Genomic DNA, 12,373 nt, shown 5'->3' on the forward strand with positions numbered 1-12,373 from the left:
AGCGGAGGTTTTATATGCATGATCATGATCTCCAAAAACATCTTCTCGGAAGACATCTCCTTTCAAATGAGCTCCCGTTTTCAATGGATGCCGTTCAAAATGCCCCCTTCGTTGAAATAGAACAAGGTGTTGTGAAAAAATCCGGTATTTTTTATTGCAATCGATGTGGAAATGATCAACCCTTTTTATTTGCAGGCTTTGACTGTGCAAGGTGCAAAAAGTTTTGTCATTATTGCCGGAACTGTATCATGATGGGGCGAGTAAGTGAATGCTCAAAGCTTGTTAGTTTTCCAAGACGAGAGAAGGAGGAAAAACATTCGATCCAATCGGATCAAACAAACTTTTTGCAATGGGATGGTGAACTGTCTCCGGCGCAAAAAAGAGCATCTGACCGGATTGCGGAGTCCGTTTTGCAGCGTACAGACTGTCTCATTTGGGCAGTTTGCGGAGCAGGAAAAACAGAGGTGCTGTTTGCCGGCATAAACACAGCTTTGCAGAAAGGGCTATTTGTTTGCATTGCTGCACCGCGTACGGATGTTGTTTTGGAGCTTGGACCGCGTTTGAAAAACGTTTTTCCGAGCATCGATGTGGCAGTGCTTTACGGAGGAAGCGAAGATCGTTTGAAGCTGAGCCCAATTACCATTTCAACGACTCATCAGCTTCTTCGGTATAAAGAAGCCTTTGACGTGGTGATACTTGACGAAGTGGATGCTTTTCCATATTCTGTAGATCCTGCTTTGCAATTTGCGGTTGAAAAAGCACGCAAACGAAACAGTTCCCTTATTTATTTAACTGCGACTCCCTCCTCAGCAATTAAGCGGCATTTTAAGCCTTCCGAAATTGTGAAAATCCCTGCTCGATACCATGGTTATCCCCTACCTGTTCCTGAATTCAAATGGTGCGGCAATTGGAAAAAAAGATTGGAGAAAGGAAAGCTGCCGAAAAATATCATCACATGGGCAGCCGAACATTTGCAAAAGGAAAGACAAGCTTTTCTATTTGTACCGGAAATCAAAGTGCTTCATGATGTCGTTCCATTACTAAAAAAATTGAATTCAGCGGTTGAAGGAGTACATGCCGAAGATCCCCAAAGGAAAGAAAAGGTTCTGGCATTTCGAAATGGCCGGATTCCGATCATTGTCACAACTACCATTTTGGAAAGGGGTGTAACAGTTCCTGGAACTGATGCAGCTGTTTTAGGAGCAGAAGAAACCATTTTTACAGAAAGTGCCCTTGTTCAAATATCCGGCCGTGTTGGACGGAGCATGAACAATCCAACAGGCTCCATTATCTTTTTCCATTATGGCAAAACAAATGAAATGATTGCAGCGAAACACCATATTCTTGCTATGAATCGGGAAGCGGCAAAGGAAGATTTGTTAAAGTGTTAGTATTTAGAAAATAAAGGAAACGATACAGAATGTGTAAAGTTGGAAAGATCTTTTCAATTTTGGATGAAAAAAGAAATTTCTTTTTCCAGTATGATCCAATATAATACAGATTAGAGATCATATATTTGGGGTGAGGACATGATAGTAAACGCTCTGGAAAAAATTATGGAAGAATTGCTAGATGAATATATTGACCAATTTCATATGGAATGCACGTGCCCAACTTGCCGCAATGATGTTTTAGCTCTAGTGTTAAATAGAGTTCAGCCCCGTTATGTAACGAGTGAAGATAAAATTACATATGTAAGAGCGGAATTTTTTGATCGGTAGCAAATGACATCTCTTCTTGTCAGCCTGGCAGAATGCGCAAGAATTGTTTCAGAAAACCCACGATGTGATAATAGGAAGGCTTGATGCGAAATATGGGAAGATGTCTTTATTGTTTTAAAAGTATAGATGTCCGCTTGACTTGGAGACGGCTTTTTTTCCTCGAAAAAGATCCTGTTTTATGCGAAGAATGCTCCAGCAAGCTAAACGTTATATCAGGCCCCATTTGTCCAATGTGCGGGAGGCAAAGCGAAAAAGCCGAGTATTGTACTGATTGCGCGGCTTGGGAAAAACATCCTGACTATCATGGAGTGATAAAGAAAAACCGCTCTGTTTTTCAATATAATGAATTTATGAAAGAAGTGCTTGCTAGGTTTAAATTCCGCGGGGATGCGATATTGGTGCAGATGTTTTCCGAACCTTTTGTGAAAGCATTTCGCCATCACTTCGACAAATCGATGATTCTCGTTCCCATCCCATTAGGTGAAGAAAGGCTTTTGGAACGCGGGTTTAATCAAGCAAAATTATTGGCCCAGCTCCTTCAGCTTCCGATTATTGAGCCTTTGCGCAAAACAGATGCAGCAAAACAATCAAAAAAATCACGGATCGACCGAATGAAGACGAAAAATATGTTTACTGTAACAGATCCAAAACAAGTACATGGTCAACATATTGTTATCATCGATGACATTTACACAACAGGCGCAACGGTACGCCAAGCTGCAAAGCAGCTGATGAACGCTGGTGCGAAAAGTGTCGAATCATTTACGCTTGTCCGCAGCTAAATGACAAATCCGTTTTTCCGATATAAAATAATAATAATAGGAAGATTTTTGAAAGGTGGATTTTTATGGGGGAATTAGCAAACTGCCCAAAATGTGGTTCCTTGTTTGTCAAAACGCGGCTTCGTTCAATATGTGATGCTTGCTACCAAGAGGAAGAAAAGGCATTTGAAACAGTATATAACTTTTTGAGAAAAAAGGAAAACCGCAGATCGACCATTACTGAAGTTGTGGAAAAAACAGGAGTGGAAGAGGACTTAATACTGAAGTTTATTCATCAAGGACGCATTCAACTGGCGAACTTCCCGAACCTTGGTTATCCTTGTTCACGGTGCGGCACACTTATTCGCGAGGGAAAACTTTGTGTTTCTTGCAAAAAGGAAATACAGTCTCAAATTGAGCAAATGGAAAGAGAAGAGCAGTTTCAGGAGGAGAAAGAGAAGATGCAAACATACTACGCTATCCAACCGAAAAATAATGAAAAACGTTAACAAATCCCTCTATCGATCCGATAATGAATATAGAGATAGATTTCCAGCTGAAACAATCGTTCCATTAGAGCAGGAAAGGAGGCGGTGTCCATGAAGATTCACAGCTATCGGTCATCAAACGTTAATCCTTATCAAAAGCAAATGGATGCCAGCAAGCAGATGAAAGTGGAAGTCCAAAAAGATAGAGTGGAAATATCCAAGCAGGCAAAACAGCTTCAGCAGACGAGCGGTTTTGATCTTCAGCGCCAAGAAAAAGTGCAGGCGATAAAAAAAGAAATTGAAAGCGGGACTTACAAAATCGCCCCAGACCTGATCGCGAAAAGCATGATCCAATTTTATAAGAAAAAAAATGAAGAATAAATTGTGTCAATCCGTTTCGGTTTTTGATTTGGTTGCGTACGAAGCAGCCTGTTTCGATTTTTGATTTGGAACAGAATGAAAATGTGCTGGACAACTATATTGTACATTTCTGCATTTTTAGCATCTTCATCTTTACAACAATAAATTATTTTTCATGTCCGGCTTTGGATCACCTTGTCAATGTTCGGAACGAAGCACCGGTAAATATGATTGTATTGAATTTTGCGGGGAGGACGTTTTCGTGTCTCTTGCCAATTTAATTAACGTTTTAGAAAAGCAGTTAATCATTCATGAACAATTGTATAATTTGGCAGTAAAAAAAACGGATTTGCTGAAAAAAGATGATGTTAATCAATTAATGCAGCTTTTAAAGGAAGAGCAGAAATATGTGATGCAGCTTGAAAATGCTGAAAAGGAACGGATCAAAGCAGCGGCTTGCTTTTTAGAAAGAGAAGACGATTTAACGATTTCCGCCTGTATTGAAAAAGCAGAAAATGAGGATAAAGAACGGTTGAAAAATCTAAAAGAAAAATTGACAAACGTATTGGCTAATTTGAAAAACGCGAATTTTGTCAATCAACAACTGGCATTGCAAGCATTGCAGGTTGTGAATTTAACGCTTGATCTTTTCATGCCGGAGGAAGCATCGCCGAATTACACGAATCCGAATCAAGAATCGAAGCAATCGAAACGGCGTTCATGGTTTGATTCAAAAATTTAACGGGGGAATTCGCAATGGTATCAACATTTTTTGGACTGGAAGCGGCTAGAAGCGGATTGTATGCCGCACAAAGCGCTTTATATACAATTGGACATAATGTGGCAAATGCCGAGACACCTGGATATTCGCGGCAGAGGGTAAACCTTGTGCAAAAGCAAGCGTATCCGACACCAGGTCGTTTTCGAGCTGATATCCCTGGGCAGTTTGGAACAGGGGTGGATACACAAACAGTGCAGCGGATCCGCGACCGCTATCTTGATGTACAATATCGCGGCGAAAATTCTAAGCTTGGCTACTGGAGCTCTAGATTCAACGCATTATCGAGAATGGAAGATGTGATGAACGAGCTGAACGAGACAGGCTTGAACGAAACGATGGATAGCTTTTGGCAATCGCTGCAAGATTTGGCGGCCAACCCTTCCAACCTGGGTGCCCGCTCTGTTGTCCTTGAGCGCGGAAGAGCTGTTACAGAAACGTTCAATTATTTGGCGGAATCATTAAAGCATAATCAGAAAGATTTACGCAACGAACTCGATGTCGCAACAACGAAGATCAACTCTTTGCTTGAGCAAATCAACCAAATTAACAAACAAATCGGCGAAGTAGAACCGAATGGTTATTTGCCAAACGATTTGTATGATGAGCGCGATCGATTATTGGATGAGCTTTCTTCTTATATTGATATTAAAGTGACGCCGGTTGAAAGCGGAGGCAACGCTTTGAAAGTAGCCGAAGGAAAAGTAACTGTCGAGCTTGCTGGCTTCGAACCGCCAATCACCCTTGTCGACGGAAATAGATACAAAGTAAGACAATTTAGCCTCAATGAATCCAAGACGAACGGTCTTATCGAATCTATTTCTGTTGGTGGAAGAACGATAGGGGCAGACGATTTTGTTGAAAATTTAAACATCAATGGAAGTTTAAAAGGCTTAATCGAGGCGCACGGCTATACGAACATAGGCAGCACGATTGAACGCGGCATCTATCCTAGCATGATGTCAGATTTAGATCAAATGGCATATGATTTTGCGAACGCATTTAACACTGTCCACAGAAACGGATGGAGCCTTGAGGACATAAACAACGGCGTTCAAACACAGCGCGATTTCTTTGATCTCGGAGGTTTAAGCTCTCCTAAAGGCGCTGCGGCTGCCATTAAAGTATCGGATGATATGAATCGCGATCGAATTGCAGCTTCTGCTACAGGAGAAATCGGCGACGGCCAAAATGCGCTGAAGCTTGCTGAAGTAAAAAATACTTCATTTCAAAGTTATTTTGAAGCTGTTATCGGCGAAATGGCTGTTATGACACAAGAAGCGGAGCGGATGAAGGAAAATTCAGAAACCTTAGTTTCATCTGTTGAACAACGCCGCAAATCCGTCAGCTCCGTTTCATTAGACGAAGAAATGACAAACATGATCCAATTCCAGCATATGTACAACGCCGCAGCAAGAATGATCACTTTGCAGGATGAAATTTTAGACCGAATTATAAACGGCATGGGACTGGTCGGGAGATAAAGTAAAATTGACTGTTGAATAACCATAGTGGAAAATGAAAGCAAAAATTGTCGGGTTCAGAATGTATGAAATGAAATAAGGCGATGAAGTGCAAATCATATAAGAAATGTACTATTTGCACGTTATGAATTCATACAAAAAATTTATTTAATGAAAGAGAGGTGCAGCATATGCGTGTCACTCAATCGATGCTTGCGCAAAACTCACTCCGCCATTTAAGTAAAAGCTATGAGCTGCTGGGAAAATATCAAGATCAGATGTTGACAAGAAAAAAAATCACCCGCCCGTCCCAAGATCCCGTTGTAGCAATGAAAGGATTGTACTATCGGACAAACTTAAAGGAAGTTGAACAATATAAACGAAATTTATCAGAGGCTTACCTTTGGATCGAAAATTCTGAAGCGGGATTAGAACAGGCCAACCAAGGGCTGCAACGAATACGCGAGCTTTTGATTCGCGCAAAAAACGGTACAAATTCAGAAGACGAACGTGATGCGGTTGCCCGCGAATTGAAACAAATTAAAGACGACCTTGTTGCTGTCGCCAACACACAAGTGGCCGGCCGCTATATTTTTAATGGAACGAAAACAGACTCAGCGCCTGTCAGCGGCGACCCGCCTGTCGTTAATAACAACAATGAACCGTTTAAAATCGAGCTTTCAAAAAACATTCAAATCCAAGTGAATATAACGCCTGACAATGTCTTTAACCAAGCATTGTTTGATACAATTCAAGACATTCAAAATGCTTTGGAAAACAACGACACAACGAACTTGGACAGCCTGCTCGGCCAGCTTGATGGCCATATTGATGCTCTTAACGCTGAATGGGCTGAGCTTGGCGCTCGTTACAATCGGATCGAGCAGATGGAAAACCGCATCGGTCAACAGGAAGTAATCTCTACTAAAATTTTGTCGGATAATGAAGATGCCGACATCGAACGGGTCATTATCGACTTGAAAGAGCAAGAAAGCGCGCACAGAGCAGCGCTTGCTGTCAGCGCCCGCATCATTCAGCCGAACTTAGTTGATTTTTTGCGATAATGTGAGAGAAAGGACCTGCATAAAGGTCCTTTTTGTTCATCGTTATGACTTTGTTTTTGCCCCATGTTTTCCTGCTTCTAAAGGGTTCACAGTTTTTATCGAAGAAATTTCAATTCCCGGCTAATTAGATTTTGCATTGTTCTTAGTATATAGTTTGTTCCTATCATTGAGGAATTTTAATTGTATCGTAATAGTTGAAACCCAATAAAAATTGTTTGTTGGTTTGCACCAACGGAGTTAAGATGAGAATTTCTTTTCTGTTTAAAACTTATGTTGTCAGTCGAGGTGAGAGGAATGCTTCTGCCGCAAATTAGAATGGAAAGCCAAATGGCGAAAATTGCGATCAACACTACTCCTGGAAATCAGTCAATCAAACAGCCGAAAGCGGATATCGATTTACAGCCGGCGAAAGTAGCGATGGAAATCAACCGCACTCCTGGAAAATTGACAATCGATCAAACGAAAGCGTGGGAAGATCGAAATTTAGCTGACACGTTCCGTTTCATTGAAAAAATAGCTGAGGAAGGCTATCAAGCTTGGCTTGAAGGTATTGCCCGCCTCGCCGAGCAAGGAGATGAACTGATGAAAATTGAAAACGGCGGCAGCCCGCTGGCTGATCAAGCGAAAGAAAACAGCGAATCCCCGATGTATGAAGTGAATGTCGGCTGCATTCCATCATTGTTCAGTGTGAAATTTGATTACGAACCAAGCAAGCTTGATATTAATTGGCATTTGAAAAAAGCTGAATTTCGTGCCATTCCCAATAAGCCGATCATTCATTACGACCGTGGCAGAGTCGATATAAAAATCGCCCAATACCAAAAGTTAAAAATCGACTTTGCCAACCTCACCTTTAAAGGACCAAACTTTGAAATGAACATATAAAGGTTGTGAGAACATGAGACTTAAGACAAAATATCATGGTGAAATAGAAGCCGCAAGCGACAGCATCATCCAATTTCCATCGGGCATTCCGGGGTTTTTAGATGAAAAGGAATTTGTGCTTTTGCCATTTGGCGCCGAATCGCCATTTTTTATTTTGCAATCGGTCAACACAAAGGAACTTGCTTTTGTCATGACTATTCCTTTTTTATTTTTCAAAGACTATGCTATTGACTTAGACGATGCCACGATTGAGCAGCTGGAAATCGAGTCGGAACAAGATGTCGCTGTCTATGTAATTTTAACGTTAGAAGACCCGTTCGAAAACACAACCGCCAATCTGCTTGCACCAATCATCATCAACCAGAAAAACAAACGGGCCAAGCAAGTGATTTTAACAGGCACTACTTATAAAACGAAGCATCCACTTATGGAACAGAAGGAGGTGTGAAGCCGTGCTCATTTTAACAAGAAAGCTGAACGAATCCATCATTATCGGCGACAACATCGAAATAACCATCACCGCCATCGAAGGCGATCAAGTCAAACTCGGCATTAAAGCTCCAAAACAAATCGACATCCACCGAAAGGAAATATACGACACCATTCAAACAGAAAACAGCGCGGCTTCCCGCACCGACCTTGACCTGTTAAAACATTTTCAAGAAAAGCTCAACAAAAATAAACCTGAGGTTTGAGCTGGAAAACCGTAACCAAACAAGGATGTTCAACCATTTTATTTTTCTATTAAAAAAGTCCCGTTTTTTCTTTAAACCCTATTAAACATCAAAAAAACAATCCGATATAAAACATGAAAAGAGCAGCGGCGGCCGACGCGGCTCTTTTCATACCACATGGACGTGGAAAAATAACAATTCAAGGAGGAAAAAATCATGAGAATTAACCACAACATCTCGGCGTTAAACACTTACCGCCAACTTTCATTTAACAACACACAAACTGCGAAAAACCTTGAAAAGCTTTCTTCCGGCTACCGCATCAACCGCGCTGGCGACGATGCAGCAGGTCTTGCGATCTCTGAAAAAATGCGCGGCCAAATCCGCGGACTGGAAATGGCATCTAAAAACGCACAAGACGGTATTTCTTTAATTCAAACGGCTGAAGGAGCTTTAAACGAAACTCATTCCATCCTTCAACGTATGCGTGAATTAGCTGTGCAATCAGCAAACGATACAAATACAGATACAGACCGTGCCGAACTTCAAAAAGAAGTAGATCAATTAATTGAAGAAATTGATCGCATTGCTAAAACAACTCAATTCAACACTAAAAATTTGTTGGATGGTTCATTGTCAAATGCAGGTAGTGGACTGATTTTCCATATTGGTGCAAATTCTGGGCAAAATGTAGAACTAACAATTGCTAACATGAAAGCTAGTGGAATAGGGGTTAGCGGTTTAAAAATTAATACTCAATCTGGTGCAGATGCTGCAATCACCATTATTGATAATGCAATTAATACAGTTTCTTCAGAACGTGCAAAACTTGGTGCAATGCAAAACCGCTTAGAGCATACTATCAACAACTTAGGCGCTTCTGCTGAAAACTTAACTGCTGCTGAATCTCGTATTCGCGACGTAGATTATGCCTTAGCTGCCTAAGCAGTGACAGGCACAGTCGTCCTAGCTGGAAACGGCTAGGAGTATCACCGGGTGAATTGCTGGAAACCCCTTAGAGCCTTTGGCGCCACAACGTAGCTGGAAACGGCATGCGTGATGGCTTGAAAAGTCAAAGGATTGGGCAACCGAGCAGCCAAGCTCCTGTCTCGAAAGAGTGGAGAAGGTTCAACGACTAGGACATACCGCCTAAGGCGAATGCTATGGCGATGAAGTCCGTAGGATGTACAGGATTCTTCCATCGTCCTGTATCAATCCGAAGTGCCCGGCCCCTAACTAGCGTTAAGCTAGCGGGTGAAGAGATAGTCTAGTCATTTGTGAAAGCAAATGTTCGCACGATGGCGAAAGAAATGATGGAATTCACGAAGAACAACATCCTTTCTCAAGCAGCGCAAGCGATGCTGGCTCAAGCAAATCAACTTCCACAAGGCGTATTACAATTGCTTCGTTAATTTTCTATTACTTAAGAGAGGCTCTAGTTTTCTAGAGTCTCTTTTATATTCAGCGTACTCAGCTAAGCTGTTATCTGCTAGTTGGTGCAAGTCCAACCCGAATTCCAACGGTAAAAGACCGAGTTGTACAGATGGCAACGAAAATGGTCATGGAACCCATCTTTGAAGCAGACTTCCAAGACTGTTCATATGGGTTTAGACCGAAAAGAAATGCTCATCAAGCCATCGCAAGGATTCGAAAACTGTGTAGGAAGCAATACTGGGTAGTAGATGTGGATATTAAAAGGGTAATTTGACAACATCAATCAAGAAAAACTGATGAAGTTAGTGGAAATGAGAATCAGTGACCGCCGAGTGTTGAAACTGATTCGGAAATGGCTGAAAGCGGGGGTAATGGAAGATGGACAGTTTCATAACACCGAAAAGGGTACCCCGCAGGGCGGAGTCATTTCGCCTCTTTTAGCGAGCAGCTACCTGCATTATATGGACACGATATGAAAGAAGAAGTTCCTACACTTAGGAGAACTGGTGCGATACGCAGATGATTTCGTGATCATGTGTCGTACGAAAAACGAGGCGCTGGAGAGCATTCAAGTACTAAAAGCCATCATGAAGAAATTCGACCTTGAAATCAACACAGAGATCCAAACTGGTCAACCTATGGGACGACACAAACGGATTTGACTTTCTAGATCTACACCATCGGAAATTTCCTGTGATGAACAAGGGTGGCTCGAAAGTTTATGTCATGCCTCACATTCCAAGTAAGAAAGCCAAGAAGATGAAAATGAAGATTAAGGAATATACGAGTCCAAGGAACAAGCGATTTATGGACATCAAAGAACTGGTGAAAGGGCTCAATCGAATTTTACAAGGATTTAAGAATTACTACAGTATTTCGGCCATCGCCAAGAAGTGGCTAAATAAAGTGGACTGGAATGTATTAGAAAGACTTACTCTGTACTGGAATAAGAAGAAGACCCAAAGGAAGAAACATGCGAGAATGAAAGAAGTTATAAAATTAACGCAAGGCTTATTAGTGAAATTAGCAAGTTAGACAAGAACGAAAGCCAAAGGAAGAAGAACGTCGGAAAACCGTATGAGGGAAAACCTCACGTACGGTTTGATGAGGGGAAGCTGAGAGCAAAAGAGACAGCATAGGCTGTCCCTTTGAAAACAGTTTTCTATTCTACTTGTTGAATAAAGAAAACTGTGATTTAACATTTTCGGGAGTGGTTATGTGCTAGTCTATTGTGAATCTAAAAATGACAATGGGTTAGTAATCTTTGACGTATATTCATTGGATGATTTAAGGGAATGGTGGGAATCTCGTGGTTTTTCCGTTCCGTGGAATGAAGAAGATAGTCGAAGTTTAATAGAATTGGAAAATGTGAAATGGGTTAAGCAAAAATGTCCGAGAGAAGGAAAATGGTATGAACTACCTGAAGAATTTTGGGGAAATTTCAAATATGACTTAAAAAAATTTAACTTTCATTCTAAAGATAGATTCCTTTTATTTCGTATATCGGCGAAATACATAAGTGAACAAGAAGTGGATTTTGTACAATATAGGGTGTATAAAGAATGGAAGATTTGAAAGATTTTTTTTCACAAATTTCTTGGAGTGAAGAAGCTAAATTAATTGTATGGGATGTGGGACACGGAAATTGGAATGAGGTACGTGTTGGAAATAATAGGATATTTTTTGATATTGGAGCTGATAAATATTATAGATTATCAGATAAACAAAATTTAATTGAAAAGATTGCCATTAAGGAAGATGATGTGATTTTTATCATAATTAGTCATTGGGATGTAGACCATTATCAATCGTTACTGTTTTTTCAAAATGAAACTTGTCAAAAGATAGCGGGAATTATTGCGCCGGAGTTCATACCGCATACGAACACTGCCAGAATGGTGGTAAATTATATTGAGCAGCATCATATAAAATTTTTTCGTATTTCCGGTTTTCATAAATCAAGTAAAGAGGTAGAACTAAATTGTATTTACGATTCACAATATTTGAAATTATATAGATCTAGATCAAAGAAAATTTCATCACGAAACTTAGATAGTATTGTCCTATTTGTTAAAGGGAATAATGTAGATATTCTTTTTACTGGTGATCAACAATATCATAAGCTTTATCAATATATTTTATCAACAAATGTTCATGACAAAGAAAATAAAAAATTAATATTGATCGTTCCGCACCATGGTGGAAACAGTGGTAAACTTAAGCCAGATGATTGGGAAAAGTTTAATTATGAAAAAATTATTCTTTCTTATAGTGACCGAAATCATTATTGTCATCCGAAATCAGCAGTTATGGACAACTTAAAGCAAATAGATAAGCAAAATGGGGAAAATATTTGTGAAACGAATGGGAAAAATATTTGTGAGAATTTAAAAATTTTTTGATTTAGATAGTTTATGGAAAAAGATGATTTTTCGTGGAATCACAATCTCGGTCTTTATGCATTCCGATGATACAGCCTAATTTCGCCTCTGTCAAAACGGTTTCGTATCGATGACCTTTTCGTACAGACACCTCATCGAAACTTAAAACCAGTTCATCCTTATCTAAAGCTTCATGAATTTGTTTTTGATGAAGGGCAGCTTTTTCTTGAGCGACCGAGTAGTACATTCTCTCTAAGGTCGAATACGGAATCTTGTTTTCGACTTACATCTTGTATAGTTGTATCCTGACATAATTCAAACAAGTATTCACGATACTTATTCGTTTGGTGTTTATTAGGTTGAA

General features: G+C 40.2%; 16 protein-coding genes and 2 pseudogenes. 17 read left to right on the forward strand and 1 reads right to left on the reverse strand.

Going from position 1 to position 12,373, the window contains the following annotated elements; genetic code table 11:
* Positions 1 to 14: 14 nt before the first annotated feature.
* The 17 genes and pseudogenes from NSU19_RS03175 to NSU19_RS03255 all read left to right on the forward strand — a co-directional run bounded on the left by NSU19_RS03175 (position 15) and on the right by NSU19_RS03255 (position 12,030).
* A complete protein-coding gene (locus NSU19_RS03175; protein ID WP_339198718.1) occupies positions 15 to 1,391 on the forward strand; it encodes a DEAD/DEAH box helicase in 1,377 nt (458 codons plus the stop codon).
* Positions 1,392 to 1,529: 138 nt separating this feature from the next.
* Positions 1,530 to 1,805 (forward strand): annotated as a pseudogene (locus tag NSU19_RS03180) (late competence development ComFB family protein).
* Entirely contained in the window at positions 1,805 to 2,503 is a 699-nt protein-coding gene (locus tag NSU19_RS03185; RefSeq protein WP_314736872.1) for a ComF family protein, read from the forward strand. Before NSU19_RS03180 ends, NSU19_RS03185 begins: the two are co-directional and overlap by 1 nt.
* A 65-nt stretch (positions 2,504 to 2,568) precedes the next feature.
* Entirely contained in the window at positions 2,569 to 2,991 is a 423-nt protein-coding gene (locus NSU19_RS03190; RefSeq protein ID WP_094245094.1) for a TIGR03826 family flagellar region protein, read from the forward strand.
* A gap of 90 nt (positions 2,992 to 3,081) precedes the next feature.
* Complete coding sequence (gene flgM / locus NSU19_RS03195) at positions 3,082 to 3,351, forward strand: flagellar biosynthesis anti-sigma factor FlgM (protein ID WP_063386297.1); 270 nt, start codon at positions 3,082 to 3,084, stop codon at positions 3,349 to 3,351.
* Positions 3,352 to 3,592: 241 nt separating this feature from the next.
* Entirely contained in the window at positions 3,593 to 4,072 is a 480-nt protein-coding gene (locus NSU19_RS03200; protein ID WP_158640168.1) for a flagellar protein FlgN, read from the forward strand.
* A 14-nt stretch (positions 4,073 to 4,086) separates the two neighbouring features.
* Positions 4,087 to 5,592 (forward strand): flagellar hook-associated protein FlgK, encoded by a 1,506-nt coding sequence (gene flgK, locus NSU19_RS03205; RefSeq protein WP_339198723.1) that lies wholly within the window; start codon positions 4,087 to 4,089, stop codon positions 5,590 to 5,592.
* 170 nt (positions 5,593 to 5,762) lie between these two features.
* Positions 5,763 to 6,635: a flagellar hook-associated protein FlgL gene (gene flgL, locus NSU19_RS03210; RefSeq protein ID WP_339198726.1), complete on the forward strand. Its 873-nt coding sequence runs from the start codon at positions 5,763 to 5,765 to the stop codon at positions 6,633 to 6,635.
* Between the two features lie 294 nt (positions 6,636 to 6,929).
* A complete protein-coding gene (locus NSU19_RS03215; RefSeq protein WP_339198728.1) occupies positions 6,930 to 7,520 on the forward strand; it encodes a DUF6470 family protein in 591 nt (196 codons plus the stop codon).
* 13 nt (positions 7,521 to 7,533) lie between these two features.
* The gene (gene fliW, locus NSU19_RS03220; RefSeq protein WP_339194229.1) at positions 7,534 to 7,968 is read left to right on the forward strand and encodes a flagellar assembly protein FliW; all 435 of its coding nucleotides are present in this window, start codon (positions 7,534 to 7,536) and stop codon (positions 7,966 to 7,968) included.
* 4 nt (positions 7,969 to 7,972) lie between these two features.
* A complete protein-coding gene (gene csrA, locus NSU19_RS03225; protein ID WP_339198730.1) occupies positions 7,973 to 8,215 on the forward strand; it encodes a carbon storage regulator CsrA in 243 nt (80 codons plus the stop codon).
* A gap of 195 nt (positions 8,216 to 8,410) precedes the next feature.
* A complete protein-coding gene (locus NSU19_RS03230) occupies positions 8,411 to 9,139 on the forward strand; it encodes a flagellin (RefSeq protein WP_339198732.1) in 729 nt (242 codons plus the stop codon).
* Between the two features lie 353 nt (positions 9,140 to 9,492).
* Positions 9,493 to 9,606 (forward strand): annotated as a pseudogene (locus NSU19_RS03235) (flagellin); the annotation flags it as partial.
* A gap of 333 nt (positions 9,607 to 9,939) precedes the next feature.
* Complete coding sequence (locus NSU19_RS03240) at positions 9,940 to 10,104, forward strand: hypothetical protein (RefSeq protein WP_339198734.1); 165 nt, start codon at positions 9,940 to 9,942, stop codon at positions 10,102 to 10,104.
* A 331-nt stretch (positions 10,105 to 10,435) separates the two neighbouring features.
* Positions 10,436 to 10,663, forward strand: a complete 228-nt coding sequence (locus NSU19_RS03245; protein WP_327847939.1) for a group II intron maturase-specific domain-containing protein — start codon at positions 10,436 to 10,438, stop codon at positions 10,661 to 10,663.
* Positions 10,664 to 10,846: 183 nt separating this feature from the next.
* Positions 10,847 to 11,203: a hypothetical protein gene (locus NSU19_RS03250; RefSeq protein ID WP_327847940.1), complete on the forward strand. Its 357-nt coding sequence runs from the start codon at positions 10,847 to 10,849 to the stop codon at positions 11,201 to 11,203.
* Positions 11,191 to 12,030 carry a hypothetical protein gene (locus NSU19_RS03255; protein WP_327847941.1) on the forward strand — a complete coding sequence of 280 codons (840 nt, stop codon included), beginning with the start codon at positions 11,191 to 11,193 and terminating at the stop codon, positions 12,028 to 12,030. The genes NSU19_RS03250 and NSU19_RS03255 overlap by 13 nt, the downstream gene beginning before the upstream one ends.
* A 10-nt stretch (positions 12,031 to 12,040) precedes the next feature.
* Here the strand turns inward: NSU19_RS03255 and NSU19_RS03260 are convergent, their stop codons facing one another.
* Complete coding sequence (locus NSU19_RS03260) at positions 12,041 to 12,256, reverse strand: hypothetical protein (protein ID WP_327847942.1); 216 nt, start codon at positions 12,254 to 12,256, stop codon at positions 12,041 to 12,043.
* Between the last annotated feature and the right edge of the window lie 117 nt (positions 12,257 to 12,373).

Origin of the sequence: Aeribacillus sp. FSL k6-2211 (genome assembly GCF_037966125.1) — a bacterium.
Classification (GTDB): Bacteria; Bacillota; Bacilli; order Bacillales; family Aeribacillaceae; genus Aeribacillus; species Aeribacillus composti.